Origin of the sequence: Rhodococcus sp. 66b (assembly GCF_002076325.1) — a bacterium.
GTDB classification, from domain to species: Bacteria; Actinomycetota; Actinomycetes; order Mycobacteriales; family Mycobacteriaceae; genus Rhodococcus_F; species Rhodococcus_F erythropolis.
This window is the reverse complement of record NZ_MUZB01000005.1, coordinates 58,677-84,051: the sequence shown is the minus strand read 5'-3', so window position 1 is coordinate 84,051 and position 25,375 is coordinate 58,677. Positions and strand designations below refer to the sequence as shown.

At 63.5% G+C, this 25,375-nt stretch carries 22 protein-coding genes; 9 read left to right on the top strand and 13 right to left on the bottom strand.

Annotated elements, in window-relative coordinates:
* Positions 1–42: 42 nt before the first annotated feature.
* Positions 43–1,614, bottom strand: a complete 1,572-nt coding sequence (gene guaA / locus B0E55_RS10645) for a glutamine-hydrolyzing GMP synthase (protein WP_019747593.1) — start codon at positions 1,612–1,614, stop codon at positions 43–45.
* A gap of 367 nt (positions 1,615–1,981) precedes the next feature.
* On the opposite strand from guaA, the gene B0E55_RS10640 reads away from it, so the two are divergent.
* Positions 1,982–3,751 carry an Ig-like domain-containing protein gene (locus tag B0E55_RS10640; protein WP_020969071.1) on the top strand — a complete coding sequence of 590 codons (1,770 nt, stop codon included), beginning with the start codon at positions 1,982–1,984 and terminating at the stop codon, positions 3,749–3,751.
* Between the two features lie 51 nt (positions 3,752–3,802).
* Positions 3,803–5,560 (top strand): Ig-like domain-containing protein, encoded by a 1,758-nt coding sequence (locus B0E55_RS10635; protein WP_020969070.1) that lies wholly within the window; start codon positions 3,803–3,805, stop codon positions 5,558–5,560.
* 83 nt (positions 5,561–5,643) lie between these two features.
* Here the strand turns inward: B0E55_RS10635 and B0E55_RS10630 are convergent, their stop codons facing one another.
* From B0E55_RS10630 to guaB, 3 genes are all read right to left on the bottom strand, one after another.
* Positions 5,644–7,398: a GMC oxidoreductase gene (locus tag B0E55_RS10630; protein ID WP_020906934.1), complete on the bottom strand. Its 1,755-nt coding sequence runs from the start codon at positions 7,396–7,398 to the stop codon at positions 5,644–5,646.
* Between the two features lie 173 nt (positions 7,399–7,571).
* On the bottom strand, positions 7,572–8,711 hold the full coding sequence (locus tag B0E55_RS10625) for a GuaB3 family IMP dehydrogenase-related protein (RefSeq protein ID WP_003940976.1): 1,140 nt from the start codon (positions 8,709–8,711) through the stop codon (positions 7,572–7,574).
* A gap of 27 nt (positions 8,712–8,738) precedes the next feature.
* Positions 8,739–10,262, bottom strand: a complete 1,524-nt coding sequence (gene guaB, locus B0E55_RS10620) for an IMP dehydrogenase (RefSeq protein ID WP_020723641.1) — start codon at positions 10,260–10,262, stop codon at positions 8,739–8,741.
* A gap of 243 nt (positions 10,263–10,505) precedes the next feature.
* On the opposite strand from guaB, the gene B0E55_RS10615 reads away from it, so the two are divergent.
* Positions 10,506–10,910, top strand: a complete 405-nt coding sequence (locus B0E55_RS10615) for a DUF5319 domain-containing protein (protein WP_003940777.1) — start codon at positions 10,506–10,508, stop codon at positions 10,908–10,910.
* Positions 10,911–11,012: 102 nt separating this feature from the next.
* Here B0E55_RS10615 and B0E55_RS10610 read toward each other — a convergent pair whose 3' ends face one another.
* The 3 genes from B0E55_RS10610 to B0E55_RS10600 all read right to left on the bottom strand — a co-directional run bounded on the left by B0E55_RS10610 (position 11,013) and on the right by B0E55_RS10600 (position 13,385).
* A complete protein-coding gene (locus B0E55_RS10610) occupies positions 11,013–11,948 on the bottom strand; it encodes an anti-sigma-D factor RsdA (RefSeq protein ID WP_223257858.1) in 936 nt (311 codons plus the stop codon).
* Entirely contained in the window at positions 11,932–12,510 is a 579-nt protein-coding gene (locus B0E55_RS10605; RefSeq protein ID WP_003940953.1) for a sigma-70 family RNA polymerase sigma factor, read from the bottom strand. The genes B0E55_RS10610 and B0E55_RS10605 overlap by 17 nt, the downstream gene beginning before the upstream one ends.
* Positions 12,511–12,686: 176 nt before the next feature.
* The gene (locus tag B0E55_RS10600) at positions 12,687–13,385 is read right to left on the bottom strand and encodes a hypothetical protein (RefSeq protein ID WP_029537856.1); all 699 of its coding nucleotides are present in this window, start codon (positions 13,383–13,385) and stop codon (positions 12,687–12,689) included.
* 755 nt (positions 13,386–14,140) lie between these two features.
* On the opposite strand from B0E55_RS10600, the gene B0E55_RS10595 reads away from it, so the two are divergent.
* The 4 genes from B0E55_RS10595 (at position 14,141) to B0E55_RS10580 (ending at position 16,764) form a co-directional block, all read left to right on the top strand.
* The gene (locus tag B0E55_RS10595; RefSeq protein ID WP_003940939.1) at positions 14,141–14,437 is read left to right on the top strand and encodes a WhiB family transcriptional regulator; all 297 of its coding nucleotides are present in this window, start codon (positions 14,141–14,143) and stop codon (positions 14,435–14,437) included.
* Positions 14,438–14,602: 165 nt separating this feature from the next.
* On the top strand, positions 14,603–15,268 hold the full coding sequence (locus B0E55_RS10590; protein WP_007728616.1) for a fasciclin domain-containing protein: 666 nt from the start codon (positions 14,603–14,605) through the stop codon (positions 15,266–15,268).
* An 88-nt stretch (positions 15,269–15,356) separates the two neighbouring features.
* A complete protein-coding gene (locus tag B0E55_RS10585) occupies positions 15,357–16,025 on the top strand; it encodes a sigma-70 family RNA polymerase sigma factor (protein ID WP_019747585.1) in 669 nt (222 codons plus the stop codon).
* 1 nt (position 16,026) lies between these two features.
* Positions 16,027–16,764, top strand: coding sequence for an anti-sigma factor (locus B0E55_RS10580; RefSeq protein ID WP_019747584.1), 738 nt, complete (start codon positions 16,027–16,029; stop codon positions 16,762–16,764).
* 76 nt (positions 16,765–16,840) lie between these two features.
* Here the strand turns inward: B0E55_RS10580 and groL are convergent, their stop codons facing one another.
* Both groL and groES read right to left on the bottom strand, forming a co-directional pair.
* On the bottom strand, positions 16,841–18,451 hold the full coding sequence (gene groL / locus B0E55_RS10575; RefSeq protein WP_080909679.1) for a chaperonin GroEL: 1,611 nt from the start codon (positions 18,449–18,451) through the stop codon (positions 16,841–16,843).
* A gap of 86 nt (positions 18,452–18,537) precedes the next feature.
* On the bottom strand, positions 18,538–18,837 hold the full coding sequence (gene groES, locus B0E55_RS10570; RefSeq protein ID WP_003940763.1) for a co-chaperone GroES: 300 nt from the start codon (positions 18,835–18,837) through the stop codon (positions 18,538–18,540).
* Between the two features lie 233 nt (positions 18,838–19,070).
* On the opposite strand from groES, the gene B0E55_RS10565 reads away from it, so the two are divergent.
* Positions 19,071–20,786: a TIGR03767 family metallophosphoesterase gene (locus tag B0E55_RS10565; RefSeq protein ID WP_019747582.1), complete on the top strand. Its 1,716-nt coding sequence runs from the start codon at positions 19,071–19,073 to the stop codon at positions 20,784–20,786.
* A 19-nt stretch (positions 20,787–20,805) separates the two neighbouring features.
* Here the strand turns inward: B0E55_RS10565 and B0E55_RS10560 are convergent, their stop codons facing one another.
* Positions 20,806–21,366, bottom strand: a complete 561-nt coding sequence (locus tag B0E55_RS10560) for a potassium channel family protein (protein ID WP_020906930.1) — start codon at positions 21,364–21,366, stop codon at positions 20,806–20,808.
* Between the two features lie 161 nt (positions 21,367–21,527).
* Between B0E55_RS10560 and B0E55_RS10555 the strand changes: the two genes are divergently transcribed.
* Positions 21,528–23,114 (top strand): Hsp70 family protein, encoded by a 1,587-nt coding sequence (locus B0E55_RS10555; RefSeq protein WP_046378263.1) that lies wholly within the window; start codon positions 21,528–21,530, stop codon positions 23,112–23,114.
* A 3-nt stretch (positions 23,115–23,117) separates the two neighbouring features.
* On the opposite strand, the gene tsaD is transcribed toward B0E55_RS10555, so the two are convergent.
* From tsaD to tsaB, 3 genes are read right to left on the bottom strand one after another with little or no spacing between them, the layout of a single operon-like run.
* The gene (gene tsaD, locus B0E55_RS10550; protein ID WP_046378262.1) at positions 23,118–24,155 is read right to left on the bottom strand and encodes a tRNA (adenosine(37)-N6)-threonylcarbamoyltransferase complex transferase subunit TsaD; all 1,038 of its coding nucleotides are present in this window, start codon (positions 24,153–24,155) and stop codon (positions 23,118–23,120) included.
* Positions 24,152–24,646 carry a ribosomal protein S18-alanine N-acetyltransferase gene (rimI, locus tag B0E55_RS10545; RefSeq protein ID WP_060938861.1) on the bottom strand — a complete coding sequence of 165 codons (495 nt, stop codon included), beginning with the start codon at positions 24,644–24,646 and terminating at the stop codon, positions 24,152–24,154. Before rimI ends, tsaD begins: the two co-directional genes overlap by 4 nt.
* Positions 24,647–24,656: 10 nt before the next feature.
* Entirely contained in the window at positions 24,657–25,355 is a 699-nt protein-coding gene (tsaB, locus tag B0E55_RS10540) for a tRNA (adenosine(37)-N6)-threonylcarbamoyltransferase complex dimerization subunit type 1 TsaB (RefSeq protein WP_080909678.1), read from the bottom strand.
* Positions 25,356–25,375: the final 20 nt, after the last annotated feature.

Here is a 25,375-nt window from a genome sequence, read left to right as displayed (position 1 = left end):
TTTATTAACCGCGGGGGGTTAATAAAGGCGCACAGTTGTTTTTTACTCCCACTCAATAGTTCCCGGCGGCTTGCTCGTCACGTCGAGGACTACGCGGTTCACGTCCGCAACCTCGTTGGTGATTCGAGTCGAGATGCGCTCGAGGGTCTCGTACGGCAGACGCGTCCAGTCCGCGGTCATTGCGTCTTCACTCGAGACCGGACGCAGCACGATCGGATGACCGTACGTCCGGCCGTCACCCTGTACGCCCACGCTGCGGACGTCGGCAAGGAGAACCACCGGGCACTGCCAAATCGTTCCGTCCAAACCTGCAGACGTAAGCTCTTCGCGCGCAATGGAATCTGCATGACGCAGGATCTCGAGGCGATCACGGGTGACCTCACCGATGATGCGGATACCGAGTCCGGGACCGGGGAACGGCTGGCGGCCGACGATCTCTTCCGGCAGGCCGAGTTCGCGGCCCACTGCACGGACCTCGTCCTTGAACAGCAGACGCAGCGGTTCGACCAACTTGAACTGCAGATCTTCCGGCAGCCCGCCGACATTGTGATGGCTCTTGATGTTTGCAGTTCCCGTGCCGCCGCCGGACTCCACGACATCCGGGTACAGGGTGCCCTGCACGAGGAAGTCGACGGTTGCACCGTGAGATGCGTTCTCGCCCAGAACATCACTGACTGCGCCTTCGAAGCTGCGGATGAACTCACGGCCGATGATCTTGCGCTTGGTCTCGGGATCGGTGACCCCAGCCAGCTCACCGATGAAGGTGTCCGCAGCATCCACGGTGATCAGACGCGCACCGGTTGCCGCGACGAAGTCCTGCTCGACCTGCGTGCGCTCACCGGCTCGCATCAAACCGTGATCGACGAAGACACACGTCAACCGGTCGCCGATTGCCCGCTGAACCAAAGCCGCAGCGACAGCCGAGTCGACACCACCGGAAAGACCGCAGATGGCGTGTCCGTCGCCGACCTGCTCGCGAACCTGCTCGATCAGCGCATCGGCGATGTTGGACGCCGTCCACGCTGCCGGAATACCGGCGATCTCGTGCAGGAAGCGGCTCAGGACCTGCTGACCGTGTGGGGAATGCAGAACCTCGGGGTGGTACTGCACGCCGGCGAGCTTGCGGGCGCGATCTTCGAACGCTGCGACGGGAGCGCCATCGCTGGTCGCAGTCACCTCGAAGCCGGACGGCGCTTCGGTGACGGCGTCACCGTGGCTCATCCACACCGGCTGCGTCGCGGGAAGTCCGTCGTGCAGCAACCCACCGGATACCGCGATGTCGGTACGGCCGTATTCGCGGGTACCGGTCTCGGCAACGGTGCCGCCGAGGGCGCCTGCCATTGCCTGGAATCCGTAGCAGATTCCGAAAACCGGGATGTCGTGATCAAAAAGTGCGGGATCGAGCTTGGGAGCACCGTCTGCGTAGACACTCGAGGGCCCACCCGAGAGCACAACAGCCAAGGGGTTCTTGGCCACGATCTCCTCGACGGTCGTGGTGTGCGGAATCACCTCCGAGTAGACCTTGGCTTCGCGAACTCGCCGTGCGATCAACTGCGCGTACTGCGCTCCGAAGTCGACGACAAGAACTGGTCTCTGCTGCTCGATATCTGCCACAGGTGCAGTCTAATCGCCGCAGCCAGCGCTTCTGCGCATGCATGGACTCAGCCCGCTCCTCGGCCGAGTGAGCGCGAGGTACGTCACTACAAAGGCCGACCCTCCGGACTGCGCGGCGACCTCGGGGCGACCTAGACCACCGTCCAGGTCAACGATGCCCCAATCACCCGCACCTTAGCTTCGGCAATCAAATTAGCGACATCATCGCAGGCCAGAGCCCGAAATGGACGGAGGGTGAATTTTCTGGACGTTTGACCGATTCGCCTGAACCAAACGTCCAGTAAAGGTAATCTCGCCCGTCAAGTGATCAGGATCACGATCGCAAACGGCCGGCGCCGCCGAACGGCGCTCACCTCGAGGAGGACCTGTGCGTCGATTCATACGACGACTCGCCATACCTGTCGCGGCTGTGACGGCTGCCGCCGGACTTCTAGTCCTCGGCACGCCGGCCACCGCTGACGAAGCCCCGCCGACCACCTTCACCGGCACGACCGACAATCTGATCTTCACGAAGAGTGTCATCGGGAACGCGGCAGTTCACCCGGGTGACACCGTCACGTACAAGACCGAGATCAAGCACAACGAAAGCGGCATCGAACGGTCGATCGCAAAGATCCGTGACATCCCGCCCGCAGGATTCGTCCTCGTGCCGGGCAGCGCCAAGGCCACCTACCTGGGTGTGACCAACCGGGCGACGATCAGCAACGAATCAGATGGCGGAGTCTCAGCGAAGTGCTCGAGCGGCTGCACCTTCCTCGTCGGTGGATTCGTCGTCAAGAAGAACCAACCCGTCACGCTCGAAGCGACCTACACGGTCCCTGTCGGCACAGCGTTCGGGACGTACGACAGCGGCATGCTCTTCGACGTCAACGCCTTCAGCACGCAGCAGGGCCTCAACCCGATCAACGTCAACGTCCAGGTCGTCGACCCGTCTGTCGCCACCGGTACCACTCTGGTTGCACCGGCAACGGCGAAGGTCGGCACGCCGGTCGACCTGACCGCGACGGTTGCGCCGTCCGACGCGAGCGGCACCGTCCAGTTCAAGGACGGCGGCAACGACATCGGCTCACCCGTCCCGGTCTCGGGCGGTAGCGCCACCCTCTCCCACACCTTCGACAGCGTCGGCGCCCACGACATCACCGCCGCGTACAACGCCGGTGCGGGTTTCCACAGCTCGACCTCCGGAGTCCAGACCGTCGACGTCTCCGCGGACACCACCACCACGATCTCGGCTCCGAACGCCGCATTGGTCGGTGACAGCATCACCGTGAGCGCCGTCGTCACACCGGCGAACGCCGTGGGCACGGTGCAGTTCAAGGACGGCGACACCAACCTCGGCGCACCGGTGGCCGTGGTCGACGGAACGGCTTCCCTGACCCGCAGCTACGACGCTTCCGGCACGCACAGCTTCACCGCAGTGTTCACCGGCGAGTCCGGCTACGGCGATTCAGTGTCCACCGCAACCCAACTCGACGTCAGTGACCCGGACTGGGGAACCACCACCACCGTTGTCGAACCGCTCACAGCAGTCGTCGGTGAACCGACCAACCTCTCGGCCACCGTCTCCCCCATCCCGAGCAGCGGAACCGTGACGTTCAAGGTCGACGGCGCCGAGATCGGTACCGCACCCGTCGGCACGGGTGACGGCGTCGCGATCCTCCCGCACACCTTCGCATCAGCCGGTGCCGCAGCCGTGGTTGCCGAGTTCTCCGGCGGAACCGGATTCATCGGCTCCACGTCCACGTCGTTCACGGTGAACGTCACCGATCCCGAGCCCGCCCGCGCGGACACCACGACCGTCCTGACTGTCAGCGGCTCCGCTCAGGTCGGAAAGGCATTGCAACTCAAGGCCACCGTTGCACCCGGAACAGCAAACGGAATGATCCAGTTCAAGTCCGGCACGACGCCCATCGGCGCCCCCGTTGCCGTCGTCAACGGCGTCGCGACGCTCACGCACACCTTCGACGACGAGGGAACGTTCGGCCTCACTGCCAACTTCGTCGGCGACGCCGGCTGGAAGAACTCCGTCTCCGGCCCGACGGTCGTACAGGTCGGCACCGCACCGACCGACGGCGGCGGCACCGGAAGCGTGGACACCGGTTCGCTCAGCGGCCTCATCCCGCTCTTCGGAAGCTAGTCCCCCACATCAGCTTTGGACACCACTCCCGTACCCAGCTCAGGAGAATCCATGTTCGTGTACTCCAGACGTCGCATCGCGGCGCCGATCGCCGCCACGGCACTCGCCAGTGGCGTCATCCTCGCGGGAATCCCCGCGTCAGCGGCCCCGGTGACAACAACTTTCGGAACGAGTTGCCTCGCAACCCCGTCCGCCGTCGCCGGTCCGACCACGCAGTCCCAGTCCGGTTCGGTCATCGTCGACGCACCGGAGAGCGTCGGAGCGGGTGAGACCTTCGAGGTCACCATCCAACCCGGTCCCATCGCCTTCCCCGGATCGGCTTCGGGGGCGACCGTCCAGAACGTCTCCCGCATCAAGGTCGACGTCGACGTTCCCGCGAACGCCACCCTGGTGGAAGCCACCATCGTTCCCGGAACTTCGGCAGGGCTCAGCGGTGTCGCGCCGAACATCCTGCGTGTCAACGAGAACGGCAACGTCGATCCCAACGGAACCATTCTGCGTCTCTCCGGAAACAACCAGGTCATCGGCAACAGCCCCAGCTCGAGCATCAACTCCGAGGGCGGGATAGTCGTCAAGGCGACCGGCAAGAACGTCGACGGCTCCAACAATGCCGACGGCTACACCCAGTTCCAACTCCCCCAGGTCAAGGCAGTTCTCAAGGCCGGCGATTCAGGGGACGTCGCGATGAAGGTACGCACCGGCGGCAGCGCAGGAGCATGGAACAACGATCGCAACTTCCTCACGTTCCTCCCCAAGGCCACCCTGGTCATCACCGCCTGGGCGCCTACTCGGTGCACCCCTCGTGACGCTGAGAACGGTCCTCTCAACAGCGGCGCAGGCCCCCTCGCCACGACACGGATCATCGAGGCGGACAAGGCAACCACCACCACTGTCGTCGGACCGGCCAACGCCAAGAACGGAACTCCTGTCACTCTGTCGGCCAACGTGAGCGGCGGCGCAAACGGTGGAACCGTCCAGTTCTTCGACGGCGACAACCCCCTCGGGGACGCGGTACCGGTCACCGGAGGGTCGGCAAGCATCTCCCCGACCTTCACCGAGGACGGACCGCACTCCATCACCGCGAGCTACAGCGGTGCACCCGGATTCCTGGCGTCGACGTCGGCGTCGGCCAAGATCGTGACCGTCACGACCGATGCGCCGCCTGACGCCGTGACCACTACCGCAACGGTTTCGCCGTCTACCGCGAAGGTCGGTCAGGACGTCAACCTCACCGCCAAGGTCGATCCGCAGGGCACCGGCGGCACCGTCGACTTCATCGTCGACGGCACCGAAACGCTGACTGCCACGGTCGGAACAGACGGAGTTGCCATCGCTCCGTACACCTTCACCTCGACAGGAACGCACAAGGTTGTCGCGAAGTTCACGGGTTCACCAGGATTCGCGCCGTCCGCTGCCCCGGCATTCCCGGTCAGTGTCACGACTCCGGCTCCCGCTGACGTCGAGACGTCCACGGTTCTCGACGCCGTCGGAACTGTTCAGAAGAACACCCCGGTGACACTCAAGGCAACGGTCGATCCGGCCGGTGCCACGGGCAAGGTCCAGTTCAAGGTCGGTGACACCCTCATCGGTGGACCGGTCGACGTGGTCAACGGTGTCGCAACGGTACCGGCCACGTTCTACAACTCCGGGACCTACAGTGTCACTGCCGAATTCGTGGGTGGTTCGGGCTACACGTCCTCGGCCTCTGCGCCGCAGACCCTGACCGTCCCCGGTGATACCGACGGCGGACCCGGTGGCGGAACCGGCAGCCTCGACCTCGGCACCCTCTTCGGGTCGCTGGGCGGCTGACAAGGTGGGCTGACGATCTGAAACTGCAAAAGGGGCGTGCCGTCGAATCCTCGACGACACGCCCCTTTTCGGTTCGCGGTGAACTATCCGGCAGCAGGCTCCGCCGGAACAGCCGTAGCCGTCTTGCCGCCGGTGATCTTCACGATCGGCAGAACCAGCGCTGCCGGAGCCGACGCCGGCACCACGGGCGACTTGGGTGCAATCGGAGCCAAACGCTCGTAGCCGCTGCCCTGGGCGGGACGCAGGTCCGTCTCCCCCTTGTTCGGCCACAGCGAGGCCGAGCGCTCGGCCTGAGCGGCGATGGTCAGCGACGGATTCACGCCGAGATTGGCCGACACCGCTGCACCGTCGACGACGCTGAGCGTCGGGTAGCCGTACACGCGGTGGTACGGATCGATGACGCCGTGATCGGAATCCGACGCGATTGCGCAACCACCCAGGAAGTGGGCGGTCAAAGGAACGTTGAAGATCTCGCCCCACGTGCCGCCTGCGACGCCGTCGATCTTCGCGGCAACTCGACGCGTCGCCTCGTTGCCCTCGGGAATCCACGTGGGGTTCGGCTGACCGTGGCCCTGCTTGCTGGTGACCTTGCGTCGACCGAACAGGCCCTTCTTCGTGTACGTGGTGATCGAGTTGTCGAGGTTCTGCATGACCAACGCGATGATCGTGCGCTCGCTCCAGTCCTTGACAGTCAGCATGCGCAGCATCTGGTACGGGTTCTTCGCGACCACACCGAGGAACTTGATCCACCGCGGTGTCGAGCCACCGCCATCCGTCATCAAGGTCTGCAGCAGTCCCATCGCGTTGGAACCCTTGCCGTAGCGGACCGGCTCGATGTGGGTGTCACTACTCGGGTGGAACGACGACGTGATCGCCACTCCGCGGGTCAGGTCGAGTGCAGGATCGACCTTGTACTTTCCTGCGCCGACGATGGATTCGGAGTTTGTTCGAGTCAGCTCGCCGAGCTTGTCGGAGAGCTTGGGCAGCGCTCCGGTGTCCTTCATGTCGAAGAGCAGATGCTGAGTGCCCCACGTCCCGGCCGCGAGAATTACGTTCGCAGCCGTGTAGGTGCGGCGGTTCTTGCGTCCGAATGCACCGGTTCGCTCGGTGAACACGTCCCACGAACCGTCGCGAGCCTCACGAAGTCCGGACACGGTTGTCATCGGAATGATCTCGGCGCCGGCTGTCTCGGCAAGGCCCAGGTAGTTCTTGAGGAGAGTGTTCTTCGCGCCGTGACGGCAGCCCGTCATGCACTCGCCACACTCGATGCAACCGGTGCGCTCGGGTCCGACGCCGCCGAAGTACGGGTCCTTCGCCTTCTTGCCCGGCTCACCGAAGTAGACGCCGACGGGCGTCTGGATGAACGTGTCGCCGACGCCCATGTCGTCGGCGACCGACTTCATGATCTCGTCAGCGGGCGTCATGTGCGGATTCTGCACGACGCCGAGCATCTTCTGAGCCTGCTCGTAGTACGGGGTGAGCTCACTTCGCCAGTCGGTGATGTGCGCCCACTGCTTGTCCTGGAAGAACGGCTCCGGTGGCTGGTACAGCGTATTGGCGTAGTTCAACGACCCGCCGCCGACGCCTGCGCCTGCGAGGATGAGGCAGTCGCGCAGCAGATGCACGCGCTGAATGCCGAAGCAACCCAGCTTCGGAGCCCAGAGGAACTTCTTGAGATCCCAGCTGGTCTTCGCGAAATCTTCGTCGGCATACCGTCGGCCGGCTTCGATGACGCCGACCTTGTAGCCCTTCTCCACGAGACGAAGCGCGCTCACGCTTCCGCCGAACCCGGATCCGACGATCAGTACGTCGTAGTCCGTTGCCCGTTGCTTGCCCATCAGGACACCTCCACCGTGAACCGTAGTTACCCGCCAGTATGCACCTATCCCTTGTGACTACCACCACAAGGGGCCCCATAAGCGTAACCGCAAGTATCAGGAACGGAAGAAAGTCCTGCACAACGAACTGTGGCCCCGGTTCACGAAGAACCGGGGCCACAGAAAGGTACAAACTACGCGCGGACCGTCAGCCCGACCTTCTGGAACTCCTTGAGGTCGGAGTACCCGGCCTTGGCCATCGACCGACGAAGACCGCCGACGAAGTTCAGAGAACCGTACGGATCATCCGAAGGACCGCTCAGGACCTGATCCAGGCTCGGACGCTCGCCGTAGGAAACCGGAAGAAGCGCTCCACGCGGAACCGAAGGATGAGCCGCAGCGGACGGCCAGTACCAGCCGCCACCCGGCGCCTCGGCGGACACGGCCAGCGGCGTGCCCAGAACGGCAGCGTCGGCACCGCAGGCGATGGCCTTCGCCAGATCACCCGAAGTTGCGATGTCACCGTCGGCGATGACGTGGACGTAGCGTCCACCCGTCTCGTCGAGGTAGTCGCGCCTGGCTGCTGCAGCATCGGCAATCGCCGTGGCCATCGGAACGCCGATACCCAGGACCTCACCGGTGGTGGTTGCACCCTCGGTGGAGCCGTACCCGACGATGACACCGGCAGCGCCGGTACGCATCAGGTGCAGCGCGGTGCGGTGGTCACTGACCCCACCAGCGACAACCGGAACGTCGAGTTCCGAGATGAACGTCTTGAGGTTCAGCGGTTCCTGCTCGGTGTGCACGACGTGCTCGGCCGAGATGATCGTCCCGTGGACGACCAGCAGGTCGATTCCGGCCTTGATCAGCTCGGGCGTCAGTGCGCGCGCATTCTGCGGACTGACCCGAACGGCAGTGGTGACCCCCGAATCACGAACCTGCGCCACCGCAGCAGCCAGAAGACCCGCCTGCAGCGGTGCCGCGTGCAGCTCCTGCAAGTAGCGGATGGCTGCGTCGACGCCACCGTCCTTCTCGGCGATCTCGACGAGACGCCGGAGCTTCTCCTCGACATCGGGGTGACGGCCCCACAGGCCTTCACCGTTGATGACACCGAGGCCGCCGCGCTTACCCAGCTCGATCGCGAAGGTCGGCGAGACCAACGCGTCGGTGGGATGTGCGAGGACTGGGATGTCGAACCTGTAAGCGTCGAGCTGCCAAGCAGTCGACACCTCCTTCGACGAACGGGTTCGCCGGGAGGGAACGATGTTCACATCGTCCAACTCGTAGGTACGTCGGGCCGTTCGACCCATGCCGATCTCAACGAGGTCGCGCACGCGCGCCCCTTTCTCGTGTACTGGTTGCTAACGAGCGGTGTAGTTGGGTGCTTCGACAGTCATCGTGATGTCGTGCGGATGGCTTTCCTTCAAACCGGCCGCCGTGATCTGGACGAACTGAGCGTTCTGCAGGTGCTCGATCGTCGCCGACCCCGTGTAACCCATGGCAGCGCGCAGACCACCGGTGAGCTGGTGCGTCACCTGGGAAAGCGGGCCACGGAACGGAACACGGCCTTCGATGCCTTCCGGAACCAACTTGTCCTCGGAAAGTACGTCGTCCTGGAAGTACCGGTCCTTGGAGTACGACTTGGCCTCGCCGCGCGACTGCATCGCGCCGAGCGAACCCATTCCGCGGTAGCTCTTGAACTGCTTGCCGCCGACCAGGATCAGTTCGCCGGGCGATTCAGCGGTACCGGCCAGGAGCGAACCCAGCATGGCCGTCGACGCACCCGCGGCAAGAGCCTTCGCGATGTCACCGGAGAACTGGAGCCCACCGTCAGCGATGACCGGCACACCCAGAGGCTTGCACGCGGCAACCGCTTCCAGGATGGCCGTGACCTGAGGGGCACCGACGCCGGCGATGACGCGGGTGGTGCAGATGGAACCAGGGCCGACTCCGACCTTGACGGCATCGACACCAGCTTCGACCAGTGCCAGAGCACCCGCGCGCGTAGCGACGTTGCCACCGATGATCTGAACCCGCTCACCCAGTTCACGCTTGAGCTTGGCGATCATGTCGAGAACGTTGGACGAATGACCGTGCGCACTGTCAACCACGAGTACGTCCACACCGGCATCGGTGAGCGCCATCGCACGCTGGAAAGCGTCGTCGCCTGCACCGACTGCAGCGCCGACGAGCAGTCGACCGTCACGGTCCTTGGTAGCGTCCGGATGCTGCTCGGTCTTGACGAAGTCCTTGACCGTGATCAGGCCGGTGAGCTTGCCGTTGCCGTCGACGATCGGCAGCTTCTCGATCTTGTGCCGACGAAGAAGGCCCAGTGCCACGTCTGCGGTGACGCCTTCCTGAGCGGTGATCAGCGGCATCTTGGTCATGATCTCGACGACCGGACGATTCTGGTCGACCTCGAAACGCATGTCACGGTTCGTGACGATGCCGACCAGCTGGCCGGCGTCGTCGGTGACCGGCAGACCCGAGATGCGGAAGCGAGCGCACTTCGCGTCGACCTCACCCATCGTGTCGGTCGGCTTACACGTGACGGGATCGGTCACCATGCCGGCCTCGGAGCGCTTGACGGTCTCGACCTGTCCTGCCTGAACCTCGACGGACGAGTTGCGGTGCAGAACACCCATGCCGCCGGCGCGTGCCATCGCAATTGCCATGCGCGACTCGGTGACGGTGTCCATCGCAGAACTGACCAACGGAATCCGCAGACGGATGTCGCGGGTCAGTTGACTGGACGTGTCGACCTGGCTCGGGATGACGTCGGACGCAGCAGGCAACAGCAGCACGTCGTCGTAAGTCAGTCCCAGCATTGCGACCTTGTTGGGGTCGTCTCCTCCGGTGTGTACATGTCCTGCAGAACTACTCATGCGGTCAGGACCCTCCATGGACCTAGATTCGCCCAGGGCGACCGCTGTAGCAGCCGCCTCGAAACGGATTACGAAAGCTGGATATCGGATAGAAGGCGCCTGCACGGAAAGAAATTCCTGGCACCTTTTCCCGGCGTTGCACACCATGGTATCGGCTCACTCAAAGGTCCGAACCATCCCACCCACGCTGCGGGTACGCGTAACAAGTGGCGCTGACCCCCCTGACCTGCGTACCGTGGTGCTGTGCGTGATCAACTGCCCCCCGGTCTGCCGCCAGATCCCTTCGCCGGCGACCCAGCTGACCCCTCCGCGGCTCTCGATGCCATCGAGCCGGGTCAACCACTCGACCCCCACGAACGCCAAGCGGTCGAGGAGGATCTCGCTGACCTCGCCGTCTACGAGGCGCTCCTCGCTCACCGCGGCATCCGCGGTCTCGTAGTGTGCTGCGAAGACTGCCAACAAGATCACTACCACGACTGGGACATGCTGCGCGCAAACCTGCTGCAGCTCCTCGTGGACGGAACCGTCCGCCCCCACGAGCCTGCCTACGACCCGATGCCTGAGGCATATGTCACGTGGGACTACTGCCGTGGATACGCGGACGCGTCGATGAACGAGGCGATGCACGGCGACGGTTTCGACAGCTGAGCGAAACCCCACCAGGTTCAAACGAAAGTGGCCGACAAGCAATTGCTTGTCGGCCACTTTCGTATGAACCTGGACCGCAACGATGCGATCAGAGCGGGAACCTCAGGGTGGGGGTGAAGAAGAATCACCCGACGGCGACGAGGCCGGGGCCAGTGACGTCGTTGTCGTGGTGGTCGTCGTGGTCGTGGTAGTCGTCGTGGGCGACGATGACGGTGTAGACGACGCCGCGCTTGGACCAGGCGCTTGCATGATTCCAGGGTCGGGCGTTGTCGTTGTGGTCACGCCGCCAGACAACTGAGGGTTGGCCGGATTGACTGAAGTCCCCGGAATCGCCGTGGGAGAGGTGGCAAGCGAGGATTGCTGATCGGACGTCAACGGCGGTACTGCGGGTGACGTGGTCTCCTGGACCTGCGTCATCAACTTGCCCCAACGCTCGACGAGATCCGTCTTGTCCTGCGAGTCCTTGACCGCATCGGCACGGTGAGCTGCGTTGTCCAGCACCATCTTTGCCGCGGGAATGTCCCCGGCGGCCAACAGACGCTCGGCCTTTTCCAGCTCGGATGTCGTGTCGATCTTCGCGACCGTCGAGTTGGCCTCGTCGGCGAAGACGACCTGCTTGACGCCCCAGAGGGCATCGCCGGGCTGGGCGTCGTACGCCATCGCTGTGGCACCACCGAAGACCACTGCTGCAACAGCTGCTGCGGCGGCGATCGGGCGGACCACACGCAATCGGGAACGGGAACGTGAACGCTGACGATCGGAGAAGCCGGACGGCGTCGCTGTGATTGCAGCGATGACATCGTCCAACAACGGACCCTCGGGCATCGGAGTCGCAACGACATCGTCACGCCATTGCGAGAGAATCAACGCAAGTTCGTACTGTTCGGTGCTATCGGTTGCTACCGGCCCGCCACTCGAAATGGACTCGATCAGCGCATCGTCACGCCGAACCGCAGCCAAGTCCACTGGCGTACCGTCGTCGGCGAGATCACCGAGATTCGAAGCGTCACGCCCCTCGTCTCTAGCCAAAGCTCTCACCTGCTTTCGTTACTTCTTTTTTCAGTTTCGCGATCGCCCTGTGCTGAGCGACTCGTACAGCTCCGGCGGTACTACCGACGGCGACGGCCGTTTCCTCGGCCGACATCCCGACCACCAGGCGAAGTATCAAGATTTCTCGATGCTTCTCCGGAAGTGTGCCGAGAAGTTCATGCATCTGTCTGCTGGACTCCGAATCGAGTGCTCGCTGTTCGGGACCATCATCCAGTGCTATTACATCCGGTACTTCGGAAACGGGCTCCGACTTGTTACGGGCGGAACTTCTATGTGCGTCCGCAACCTTGTGCGCGGCAATTCCGTACACAAAGGCCATGAACGGGCGTCCCTGGTCTTGATAACGCGGCAGCGCGGTCATCACGGCCAGACACACTTCCTGCGCGACGTCGTCAGCGGACAGGTGTCCCCGCTCGGCCGCACCCACTCGACCGCGGCAGTAGCGCACCACCATCGGTCGGATGTTCTCCAGAACCAAAGCTAGAGCTGTACGGTCGCCCTGCGCAGCAGCGGCGACCGCGGTGTCCAACTCATCGCTCGTATTTGTCATCGTCAGCGAAAATCCTGGCGTTACAGTGGCACCTCCCGAGCGGGTGTGCTCCCGCTCTCAGCGGAACCCTCTAAGAGTAACCATCCGGACCGGCTGGTCTCCGCATGCCCGCCCAGCAGTCGCGATATCGAAACAGCCCTGTGGGAATCGTTCGCGAGAGACTTCGGGTGGATCGATTACGACAAAGGTAGGAGTGATCCACCGCGCATCGCAATCAGATCGCCGATCTCACGGGCACTCGGCGAGGTCCTCCCGCCGCTCACGCCCTCGATCAGCAGCGACGACGCCCAGGCCAGGGGCAGCAGGCCGTATTGCTGACACCGCGCCAGCACTTCCGCTGCCGACTCCACCGCCGAGCTCGGGTCTGTTCCGGTCAGCGCGGCGCTGCGCAGTAGATCCGACTTCACGCGGTGCCGGACGGACTCCGATTTCCCCGACAATTCGACGGCGCGTTCTGCGTGTCTGCGGGCGCGCGCGAAGTCACCTCCCGCCAGCGCCAGTTCCGCCGAGACCCATTCGATCCGAATTTCCTGCCGCCACAGCCCGCCCTCGCCGCCCAGACGGGTCCGACACTCCCCCAGCAGGCGCCAGCCGAGCGGGAGCCGGCCACAGCCGAGGGCGTCCGCGGCCAGACCGGTCAGAGCGTCACAGGCAGCCTCTGGATCGACTGGCAGACCGCCGACGATCGCCAGTGCGCGCCCGTCCCACGTCGACGCGAGTGCATGACGTCCACTCTGGCGAAGAAACGACGCCCTCGTGCTGGCAGAGAGAGAGGCAAGAACTCGATCCGAGTGCGTCGAGGACCCCGTCGTGAGCCGATCGAGGACATCCAATGCTGCCCGCGCCCTGGCGTAGTGCCCCTGACCACCCAGAATTACTGCCGTTGTCCACCAATCCCGGGTAGAGCACGGCGCCGGGAGACGGTCAAGGTCCGGATCCGCACCGAATGCGGCGGATTCGAGAGTCCCGGGACGGCCAGGTGACTCAGTGAACGAAGGCGATTCAGGGGGCTCAGGTGTCGACACAGGTAGATCATCGCAGCAGCGCCAACAGACAAGCGCCTGACCGATGCCGTTTGCCGCACGGGAAGACGAAAAGGCAAGTTTGTCGGAGTTAATCAGATATTCAACTGAGATTTGCCGAATGTACTCGTAATGATATTTAACGGGCATATATCCGTGACGTTAACTGCGCATTACTTATTGGACAGATGTCCTAGTTGAAACTTGGGCACTAAGTCCCGAAATGGAGTACGGCCCTGCCCGCGCAATATCGGACAAATGACGCAAACCGAGCCGGCGGGCTGAGTGTTTTCGCCGGGCGATCAGCAGCAAACATATCCCTGATCTGTGGGTTTCGCATCTCAAGCAGCCAGGCTTGCCTGCCACCACCTCGATCGACCCGATTTCAACATCGGCGCAGCACAACGCATGAGAGACCCGAAATGTAAATATATACTTCGTTAACTCTCGCATTTCGATATATGCCGATCGCCACTGAACGAGCCTATTGACGCGATTTACTCAGCACCCTTACGGTTAGCAAGCGTGAACGATTCAGAAGGCCCGGATAACCTCCGGGCAACTTGGTCCGCTCGTTGATCAACGCGAGCTTGCAGTAAGGAGTCAACATGCCTGCACCGAATCACCTTCCAGGCCCCAACGCAGACATCTGGGACTGGCAGATGCACGGTCTGTGCCGCGGAGTCGACTCCTCCATGTTCTTCCATCCCGATGGCGAACGCGGTAGAGCACGTGCCCAGCGCGAAACCCGCGCAAAAGAGATGTGCCGTCAGTGCCCGGTACTGATGCAGTGCCGCAGCCACGCGCTGACCGTCGCCGAGCCGTACGGCATCTGGGGAGGAATGTCGGAAACCGAACGTGAACTACATGCGCGCCACCGTCGCACCACCCGCATAGCTTCCTGATACACGTAGGTCGAGTGCACAAGGCCCCCGAGAGTTTTCGGGGGCTTTTGCTTGTGTACACCAGCTCCTGAAAAGAATTTCCGACTCCGACCCATCCTGTCGACAACCGACTCCGAATGCCTTCTGACAGTGCACCTCAGCACATCCCTTCAGGAAGGCAGACCCATGAACACCTCTACTCGAGTTCTGGCAGTCACCGCAGCAGCCTCTTTCGCCGTCTTCGGCGTCGTCGGTTGCTCCTCCGACGACAACGATTCGTCGACCGACACGTCCAGCGCCGCCATGACGTCTTCTGCCATGGGATCGAGCATGTCTCCCAGCAGCGCGATGGCGGAGCCTGCTTCTGATCTGGTCGGTGCCGGTTGTGCCGACTATGCAGCCGCAGTGCCGAGCGGCGCCGGATCGGTCAGCGGAATGGCCCAGGATCCGGTTGCCACAGCGGCATCCAACAATCCGTTGCTCACCACCTTGACCGCGGCAGTCTCCGGACAGCTCAACCCGGACGTCAACCTGGTCGACACTCTCAACGGCGGCGAGTTCACCGTCTTCGCACCGATCGACTCGGCATTCGCCAAGATCGACCCCGCGACGATCGACAGCCTCAAGACGGACAGCGCCACGCTGACCAAGATCCTCACCTACCACGTGGTTCCCGGCCAGATCGCTCCTGACGCGATCGACGGAACGCACCCCACCGCCGAGGGCGGAACGGTCACCGTCACCGGATCCGGTGACAACATCAAGGTCAACGACGCAACTGTCGTCTGCGGTGGAGTCAAGACCGCAAACGCCACCGTCTACCTCATCGATTCGGTGCTGATGCCGCAGTAGTCCCCACCTGCTGTGCGCCTTTATTAACCCCCCGCGGTTAATAAAGGCGCACAGCGGCCAACGGCGGGCCAAGAGAAAAGAACCGGACATGCACGCTACGGTTGTACGCGATGAAGCGAGACAACTCTTCGTGAGCGAGCCAGACCATGCGTCGGATGCGGCCGACGCATGCCCGACGGACAATTCTGCGGCCCGCACCGCGCGAATCGTGGAATCACGCGAGCTGGCAGTGATCCTCGCGAACGTGGCCGGTGGCGACCAGAGCGCCTTTGCCGAGTTCTACGACCGAACCAGCTCCCGTGTCTACGGCATGGTTCTCCGTGTACTCCGTGATCCAGGCTTCTCCGAGGAAGCGGTCCAAGAGGTCTACCTCCAAGCCTGGAAATCGGCCGACAGCTTCGATCCTGCCAAGGGGTCCGCACTCTCCTGGCTTCTGACGCTTGCCCACCGCCGCGCGGTGGATCGCGTGCGCTCCGAACAGTCGAGTTCGGATCGACAGGCTCTCTACGACACCACCAATGCCACTCCCGAGTTCGACGTCGTCAGCGACGAAGTGACACGAAGAGACGAGCATCGTGCTGTCACCGACTGTCTCGAAACGCTGACGGACACTCAGCGCCAATCGGTGACTCTCGCCTATTACGGCGGCCGAACGTACCGCGAGGTGGCCGAAGATCTCGGCGTGGCGATTCCCACGATCAAGTCGCGAATTCGCGACGGACTACTGCGCCTACGTGGATGTTTGGGGGTGATGTGAGATGGACGAAGAGCTGATCGACTACGCGTACGCCTACGCGATCGATGCGTTGGACCTCGACGAGCGCCGTGAGGTCGACAGACGACTTGCCGCTTCGGACTCCGCGACCCGCGCCGAATTCGACGCCCAGGTCCGACTCACCTCCGAAACCATGGCCGCGATGACCGTCGTCGACGCCGTCGAGCCCCCGCCGTCACTGCGCAGCAGCGTCCTCGCCTCGATCGCAGAACAGACCGCGGCTCCCAACGCCCCGGTTTCGCTGGCCGAGCGTCGTAACCGTCGACGCCCGTGGACCATGGCACTTGCGGCGGCCGCCGCAGTCGCAATCCTGGTCGGCGGCATCGGAATCGGACGCACGCTGTCCGACAACACGCCGCCGCAGAACCCCGCATCCGAAATCATGGCAGCACCCGACGTTCATGCCACGACGCGTGACATTCCGGGCGGCGGTAGTGCCACGACGCTGTTCTCGCCCTCCGAAGACGCCGCAGTCCTCGTGATGAACGATGTGACTCCCCCGAGTCCGGATACCGTCTACCAGATGTGGCTGGTGCCGGGCGACACCGACGACACCACGATGATCCCGATGGGGACGATGGCTCCGAGCGACGTCAAACCCACTACCCAGGTGGTGCTCGACGGCATCGGCCCGAACACGAAGTTGGCGTTCACGGTCGAACCGCCCGGCGGATCGCAGCAGCCCACCAGCGAGCCGTTCGCAACGATCCCGCTCATCTGATCCCCAGACGAAAGAAGAGATCCCCCACCGGAATCCGGTGGGGGATCTCTTCTTTGTCGAAACTACGAGCAGCGAGCTAGTGGCTGTGACCGTGTCCGGTGTCGGCAACTGCCTCGGTCGGCTTCTCGACGACAGCGCTCTCGGTCGTGAGGATCATGCGCGCGACGGAAGCGGCGTTGACCACTGCCGAGCGAGTGACCTTGACCGGGTCGACGACGCCGTCGGCAAGCAGGTTGCCGTAGGTGAGGGTGGCAGCGTTGAAGCCTTCGCCCTTGGTCATCTCGGCGACCTTGCTGACAACGACGGATCCGTCGATGCCTGCGTTGCTGGAGATCCAGAACAACGGAGCGTTGAGGGCTTCACGGACCACGGCAACGCCGGTGGCCTCGTCACCCGACAGGCCGAGGTTCCCGATCAGAGCCGTACCGGCCTGAACGAGAGCCGATCCGCCACCGGGGACGATGCCCTCGGCAACTGCTGCCTTGGCTGCGTTGACCGCATCCTCGACGCGGAACTTGCGTTCCTTGAGATCGGTTTCGGTGGCTGCGCCGACCTTGATGACGGCCACGCCGCCGGACAGCTTCGCCAGACGCTCTTCGAGCTTCTCGCGGTCCCAATCCGAATCGGTGTTCTCGATCTCGCGACGCAACTGCGCGACGCGGGTCGCGATGTCGTCAGCGGTGCCGGCACCGTCGACGATGACCGTCTCGTCCTTGGTGACGACAACGCGGCGAGCGCTGCCGAGCAGGTCGAGGCCGGCTTCCTTCAGGGAGAGGCCGACGTCGGTGTTGATGACGGTGCCTGCCGTGACGACTGCGAGGTCGTCGAGGAATGCCTTGCGACGATCACCGAAGAACGGCGCCTTGACGGCGACGGCCTTGATGGTCTTGCGGATGGAGTTGACCACCAGGGTGGAGAGAACTTCACCCTCGACGTCCTCGGCGATGATCAAGAGCGGCTTGCCGGATTCGGCAACCTTCTCGAGCAGCGGCAGGAAGTCGGGAAGTGAGCTGATCTTCTCGCGGAAGAGCAGGATAAACGCGTCTTCGTAGACGGCCTTCTGCGCATCGATGTCGGTGACGAAGTAGGGCGAGAGGTAGCCCTTGTCGAACTGAACGCCTTCGGTGACAACGAGCTCGGTTGCAACGGTGGAGGATTCCTCGACCGTCACGACGCCGTCGGTTCCGACACGGGTGAGTGCCTCGCCGACGAGCTTGCCGATCTCTTCGTCACGCGAGGAGACGGTGGCGACCTGGGCGATCGACTTCTCGCCCTCGACCGGGGTGGCCGCGGCGAGCAGTTCCTCGACGACCTTGTCGGCTGCGGCGTTGATGCCGACGCCGAGCGCCATCGGGTTCGCGCCCGCTGCGATGTTCTTGAGTCCGCCGCGGACGATGGCCTGGGCCAGAACGGTCGCGGTCGTGGTGCCGTCGCCGGCAACATCGTTGGTCTTGGTGGCGACGCTCTTGACGAGCTGCGCGCCGAGGTTCTCGAAGGGATCTTCGAGCTCGATCTCACGGGCGATGCTCACACCGTCGTTGGTGACGGTGGGGCCGCCGAATGCCTTGGCGAGCACGACGTGGCGTCCACGCGGGCCCAAGGTCACCTTGACGGCGTCGGCAAGCTTGTCGACTCCGGCTTCGAGAGCGCGGCGTGCGGTCTCGTTGAACGCAATTTGCTTGGACATCTGTTCTGTCAGCTCCTGAATCTTCGGGGCGTGAACGCATTCCGCCCCGGGATCCTGTGTGGACTCCGGGGCGGATCACGTGTGTCTTACTTGGAGACGACAGCCAGCACGTCGCGTGCCGACAGGATCAGGTATTCCTGGCCGGCGTACTTGATCTCGGTTCCGCCGTACTTGGAGTAGATGACCGTGTCACCCTCCTTGACGTCGACCGGGATGCGGTTGCCCTGCTCGTTGACGCGGCCTTCGCCGACTGCAACGACGGTGCCCTCCTGGGGCTTTTCCTTGGCTGTGTCAGGAATGACCAGGCCGGAAGCCGTCGTCGTTTCAGCCTCGTTGGCCTGGACGAGGATCTTGTCCTCGAGCGGCTTGATGTTGACGCTCGCCACGATGAGCCCTCCACTTTGGGGTATGTGCGTCCGAGGCGATCCTCGGACAGCTGTTTGGGTATGCCGTTTACGGCGCGTCACTGCAGTCCCGTCGTCGCGGGTGCCGGAACTCGATCAGCGCCAATTGGCACTCTATACGTGAGAGTGCCAACCCTCAAGGACTGGGCGCATTTTTCTCTTCGTCCAGAGCGAAACAGGACAGCCGTCCACCACGTTCACCTATTGTTCACTTCGTGACGAACATCAATCGCCGTAGTTTTCTGACCTTCGCCGGACTCGGCGCCGTCGGCGCGGTCAGCCTTGGCAAGCCGTGGGGCCTGCAATACGCAGGCGCGTCGACCATTCCGACGTCAGGTCCCGGCACCACTCTCGAGTCCGTGTCCACGCCCGTCAGCAGCAGCGGCTACACCAGGCTCACTGCCGGTCCCGGTTGGGCGAACATCGTGCGCAGCGAGTTGGCCGAGCCGAAGTCAGGACGCGAGGACCGACGCACCGCGCTCGCCTCACTCGTGCAGTTGACCGACGTCCACATCGTCGACGCCCAGTCCCCCATGCGCTTCGAATACGTCCATCAGATCACCGGCTCGGCGTTCCGCCCCCAGGAGACCTTGACGGCGCACGGGTTGATTTCGCTTGTCCGACGCGTCAATTCGATCGGGAGCGGCCCGCACACCTCGCGCCCCTTCGATGCCGTGGTCACCACCGGCGACAACACGGACAACAAGGAATTCGCCGAACTCGACTGGTTCCTCACCTCACTCAACGGCGGAACCGTCGTCGCCAACACCGGCGCCAAGGACCGCTACGAGGGTGTGCAGAACTCGGGTGCCGATCTGTACTGGAACCCTGAATCGCCGATGCTCGACATGTACAAGAAGGCCGGCTTCCCGGAGATTCCGGACTTCTTCGGGGCCGCGTTCACTCCCGTGTCGAGCCCCGGCCTGAACACCCCTTGGTACTGCGTGTTCGGCAACCACGACGATTCGGTGTCCGGCACGGTGCCCAGCGGCATCCCACCGCTCGAAGCGATGTACACGGGATCTCTCAAATTCGAGGTGCCCGGTTCACCGGAGCAGGCCAAGCAGATCGACATCGCCACCAAGTTCGATCCCAGTGCGATTCCCGGAATCCTGTCCGCCTTCACGACGCCGCCGCGCCAGGTCACCCCCGACCCGTCGCGCGCACCGTTCACACCCCGGCAGTTCATCGCCGCACACCTTGATCCCGCGCACACCGGCCCCGGCCCTGTCGGGCACGGTTTCGCCCCCGACGCCGGCGAAACCGGTATCGGCTACTACTCGTTCCAGATCGCACCGGGCGTCGTCGGCATCAGCATGGACTCCACCAACCGCGCAGGCCTTGTCGACGGTTCGCTGGGCGCCGCTCAGTTCCAGTGGATCGAGAACACCCTGCGCGCCGGCAGCAGCACCTACTACGACGCCGCGGGCTCTCGCGTCACCGAGTCGCGCAGTGACACCTATTTCGTGCTGTTCAGTCACCACACGAGCGACACGATGGACAATCTCATTCCCGACCCCGAGAACGTCCTCGAGCCGCGCCTGCGCGGTTCACAGCTTCTGGACTTGCTGCATCGTTTCCCGAACGTACTTGCCTGGGTGAACGGACACACCCACGAGAACAAGATCACCCCGTGGCCCGGCGCGACCCCCGAGCAGGGCTTCTGGGAGATCAACACCGCCTCTCACATCGACTACCCACAGCTCGGGCGCATCATCGAGATCGCGGACAATCACGACGGAACGGTGTCGTTGCTTGCGACGCTCTTCGAAGCGGAAAGTCCCAATTCAGTCGAGTACAGCGACAAGTCGGCGGCCGGGCTCGCCTCGCTGTACCGCGAACTGTCGTTCAACGACATCCACCGCGACCCGAAGTTGACGGGTACCGGCGTCGACCAGAACGTCGAATTGTTGGTCCACACCGGACGATGACTCCGATTGCCGCAGGGTCCTAGGTGATTTCAGGTCCGCTCGAAGGCGAGCGGTGCGCTTTCGCCCACGACACTGCGGCAACCACAAATCGAACGCCGAATCCGATCAACACCAGATTGCAGACGATCTGAAGGCTCACGAGTCCCCTGGCAAGGTCCGTCTGTGCAGCGATGTCGCCGAAGCCGACGGTCGAGAACACCGACAGCGAAAAGTACAGGGCCGCCATACGCGACAGCGGTTCGGTGAAACTGCCGGCACTCGCATGCTCGACCGAAAAATAAGTGATGGACACCAACAGCAAGTAGGTCGGCATCACGACCGCCACTGCTTCGACCGCCTGCAGAGAAGGCACATCGGAACGCAGAATTCGACGCACCTGCCAGGTCGTCACGGCAAGCACCGCTGCCCCTCCACCGATCAAGAGGAAAATCGCACCCACTGTGTGGACATCGATCCACGGCAGGAAGAAGTACGCACATCCGAAGGCGATCATCGTCAGAGTGGGTCGAAGCACCGCACCCCGGATCAGCGCGCGTCGTCGATCCCGGTCGATGTGGGGAGAATCGCCTTTTTTCCGCATGAATCAATGATCGACAATTTCGCAGGTAAAACCACCCTTTCGGTCCGAAAAGGGTGTCATGGAGACAAAAAGCACTGAGCAATCCTCACGAACCTTCTGTAACGTTCATATAACGGCGGTCGATTGAACATTGACCGGTATTGACTGTGAGGAGGTGCGCGATGAGTTGTTCACTGGGAATTTCCACTGGATCTTCCGGTGTCTATTCAGCACTCGTCGACACCGATACCAGCACAAACGCGCCAGGAGCGGTACCTGCCGAGACTCGCTTCGTCTCGGCGGATCAGGCCAATTCCAACGTCGGTGACCTCGTCCGGGCGTCCATCAAGCTGATGACGACGCAGGTAACGGACGGATCTGAAGCGCCGCGCTCGATCGGTGTCAGCTATCGCACGGACGACCAGCTCGCGAGCATCAGGTCATCTCTCTCGCGCTCGCCGAAGCAGGTCCGTGCCATCCCCGAACCTGCCGCAGTACACGCGTATCTCGCCGAGACCGGGAAAACCGAGCGGTACGACACGACAGCTCAGGTGGACGTCGGCGATCAGGGTCTGACGGTGTCCGTCGTCGACCACACCGGTGAGGTTCTGCATTCCGACCGTATCGACGCCCTCGCAGGGGCCGGAATCGACCGGGCATTGGTCGACTTCGTGACGGAGAAGGCGCCAGGGCACCTGCGCCGGTACACCGACGCGGAGCTTCTTGCTGCCCGGTGCCACGTCGCGAAAGAGCAACTGTCCACCGCCGCCAAGGTGACCATCGACCTTCCCGTCGACGCAATGGCGATCACGCGCGACGAGTTCGAAGCCATCATCGCCCCGGATATCGAGCGCGCCGTCACCTTCATCCGTGAAGTCGTGAACGGCTCACCGCGGCCGGTCGGTGCCGTTGTGCTCATCGGCGGTGGCGCACACATTCCGGCCGTGCGGTCCGCCGTCGCCGCTGCCGTCGACCTCCCCTTGGTCGAGATCGTCGAGCCCGAGACTGCGGCAACCAAAGGTGCTGCACTCCTGGCAGATTCGATCACCGCAATTCGTTTCCCCTTGCTGGGCTCCGGAAGTGACCAGCGCTCGGGATCCACCGCCAAGGTCTCGGGAGCTTTGATCGGTGCGCTCGTGGTCGGCGGACTGGTACTCGGCTACGGCGCAAAGGAATTGGTGCCGACCGACGACACCGCGGTCTCTCCTGTCGGAACCGGTTCGACCACGACGACGGTGAGCCCCGAAGCGACGCCGAGCACCGGATCGACGATCATCCCCTCGCATGATCCTCTGCCTTCGGTAGTGGGCAGCACGTTCCCGCAGTACGGCTATCCCACAACGCCGTTCGACTCACAGCCGTTCGACACTCACTCGTACACAACGCATCAGTACACGCTTCCGCCGGCGCCGATACCGGACACGTCGACGACAACCACACCGCCGACGACGACAACGACCACCCCGAATTGGCCGACCATCCCCGGAATCACGCTGCCCGATCCACCGGCGTGGTGGCCGACGCTTCCGGACACCGAGGCGACTCCCCCTGTCGATCCGACCGAGGCAAACCCCGGCGGCGGTCTCGGCCCGGGTGAGAGCGGCGGCGAAAACCCGACGACGCCGGAAAATCCTGGATCCGGTTCCACCGAAACCGAACTCACCACCCCCGGTGGTGATCCGACGACAAAACCCGGTGAACCGAATACCTCGACGCCCGAAACCGGCCCCGCGACCACACCGGATCGGGAACCGGTCCCAGCCGGTTGATTCTCAGTGCATCAACTGGCTGACCGAGACCGACAGCCCCGGGTCCGTGGCAACACTCAATTCCGAAGGGCCTGCACCATTTCCGATCAGGTGGGCAGCCAACGAAGCGATCATCACGCCGTTGTCCGTGCACAGTCGAGGTTTCGGAATGCGCAACGTGATGCCGGCTTCGGCGCAGCGCTGCTCGGCGAGTGAACGGATACGTGAATTGGCCGTGGCGCCGCCGCCGAGAACCAACGTGTCGACCCCGACGTCCTTGGCTGCACGCACTGCCTTCATCGTCAGGACGTCGGCAACCGCTTCCTGGAACGAGGCAGCGATGTCCGGGATCGAAAAGGCCTCGCCTGCGCGCTCTTTCGATTCGACATAGCGGGCGACGGACGTCTTGAGTCCCGAGAACGAGAAGTCGTGCCGCGAATCGCGCGGGCCGGTCATGCCGCGGGGGAAGGCGATTGCGTTCCGATCTCCCTCTTGCGCAGCAGCATCGAGTGCCGGTCCGCCGGGAAAGCCGAGCCCGAGCAGTCTGGCCACCTTGTCGAAGGCCTCACCGGCGGCGTCGTCGACAGTCGTGCCCAGTTCGACAATGGGCTTGCCCAGATCTTCGACGTGAAGCAGGTGCGTGTGACCACCGGAGACCAGCAATGCGACGCACGAGGGCAACGGACCGTGCTCGAGAGTGTCAACCGAGACGTGACCGCCGAGATGATTGACCGCATAGAACGGTATGTTCCAGGCTGCGGCATAGGCTTTCGCGGCGGCGACACCGACCAGTAGCGCACCGGCCAGGCCGGGTCCGATGGTGACGGCAAGTGCGTCGGGCTTCTCGATACCGGCGGCAGCAAGGGCACGGCGCATCGTCGGCACTATCGCCTCGAGGTGAGCCCGCGAGGCTACTTCGGGAACCACTCCCCCGTACCTGGCGTGCTGATCCACGCTCGATGCCACCTCGTCGGCCAACAGGTCGCAGGTTCCGTCACCGTTCCAGCGAACGATACCGACACCTGTTTCGTCGCAAGAGCTTTCGACACCCATGACGATCATGCTTGCTGCTCCTCAATTTCGCGGACACCGAGCACGGCGGGCCGTCTCATCGTGTACGCATCTGCCCCACTGGGCTGGTAGTACTTCTTTCGTGTTCCGACGATCTCGAATCCTTCGCGCCGGTACAGCGCGATGGCAGGGTCGTTGTCGGTGCGCACTTCCAGGAACACCGGACACTGCCGTGAATCCGCCAGGGTCAGAAGCGCATCGAGCAACGCGCCGCCGATTCCCAGTCGCTGAGCCGAGGGATCGGTACCGATGGTGTGAACCTCGGCCTCCATGTTCGGCGACGCGCCCAACAACGCGACTCCGGCGTAGCCGAGGATGTGACCGTCGGGTTCCCTGGCAACGAAGTAATGATTATGTGCGCCCGCAAGTTCCGAGACAAACGCTTGCGCGCTCCAGGGTCCGTCGCCCGCGAACAACGCGCGCTCCAACTCCCCGCACCGTTCGGCGTCATCGACGTTCATCGGCTCGATGCTGTACTTCATCTGCTCGGTCTCACTTGCCACGTTCTGCGAGGGTCTTCGCATCCGGGCGTCGGAGGTACAGCGGCTCGAGCGGGGCCGGAACCGATCCGGCCACAATCTCGCGAGCAGCGACTGTGACCAAGCCGGCCGGTGAGGGTGTCTCCGCCGGGTCGACGGGCAGATCGAAGAAGTCCACGTGCGAAGCAGATCCGGCAATCAGCGTCGAAGGCGAAGGATCGACGTCGCCGGCGGAATTCACAGCCGGTCCTTCGACGCGCACTCCGCCGTCGTAGCGCGCCCAGTAGATCTCGCGACGCCTCGCGTCAGTCACGACGAGCAGGCTCTGTGTTGTCGGTACCGCAGCCGCGATGGCGTCGAGGCTGCACACGCCGTACACGGGAACACCGAGTGCATCACCGAAGGCAGCGCCTGTCGCCATGCCGACACGCAGTCCGGTGTACGGCCCCGGCCCGACACCCACGACGACGGCGTTCAACTCTGCCGGCGTGAGCCCGGCCTCGGCGAGGCATTCGAGGACGTGAGGGGTCAAGACCTCGGCGTGCGCACGAGGATTGACCGTGACACGCACGGCAAGCGTCTCCACTGTGCCCGGTGACTCGGTGCCAGGCGACTCGGTGCCCGGTGACTCTGCGTCCGGTGACGGAGCAGACAGGGAGACGACTCCGGCAGTGACTGCCGGAGTGGAGGTGTCAATTGCGAGAACAAGCACGATTTCTCAGGGTACCCGCA

Coding starts and splice junctions, on each gene's coding strand:
- B0E55_RS10635 (WP_020969070.1), top strand. CDS start 3,803: ATGTTCGTGTACTCCAGACGTCGCATCGCGGCGCCGATCGCCGCCACG.
- tsaD (WP_046378262.1), bottom strand. CDS start 24,155: ATGATCGTCATGGGTGTCGAAAGCTCTTGCGACGAAACAGGTGTCGGT.
- B0E55_RS10630 (WP_020906934.1), bottom strand. CDS start 7,398: ATGGGCAAGCAACGGGCAACGGACTACGACGTACTGATCGTCGGATCC.
- B0E55_RS10555 (WP_046378263.1), top strand. CDS start 21,528: ATGAGTTGTTCACTGGGAATTTCCACTGGATCTTCCGGTGTCTATTCA.
- B0E55_RS10590 (WP_007728616.1), top strand. CDS start 14,603: ATGAACACCTCTACTCGAGTTCTGGCAGTCACCGCAGCAGCCTCTTTC.
- B0E55_RS10595 (WP_003940939.1), top strand. CDS start 14,141: ATGCCTGCACCGAATCACCTTCCAGGCCCCAACGCAGACATCTGGGAC.
- groL (WP_080909679.1), bottom strand. CDS start 18,451: ATGTCCAAGCAAATTGCGTTCAACGAGACCGCACGCCGCGCTCTCGAA.
- B0E55_RS10580 (WP_019747584.1), top strand. CDS start 16,027: ATGGACGAAGAGCTGATCGACTACGCGTACGCCTACGCGATCGATGCG.
- rimI (WP_060938861.1), bottom strand. CDS start 24,646: ATGAAGTACAGCATCGAGCCGATGAACGTCGATGACGCCGAACGGTGC.
- B0E55_RS10605 (WP_003940953.1), bottom strand. CDS start 12,510: ATGACAAATACGAGCGATGAGTTGGACACCGCGGTCGCCGCTGCTGCG.
- B0E55_RS10585 (WP_019747585.1), top strand. CDS start 15,357: ATGCACGCTACGGTTGTACGCGATGAAGCGAGACAACTCTTCGTGAGC.
- guaB (WP_020723641.1), bottom strand. CDS start 10,262: ATGAGTAGTTCTGCAGGACATGTACACACCGGAGGAGACGACCCCAAC.
- B0E55_RS10560 (WP_020906930.1), bottom strand. CDS start 21,366: ATGCGGAAAAAAGGCGATTCTCCCCACATCGACCGGGATCGACGACGC.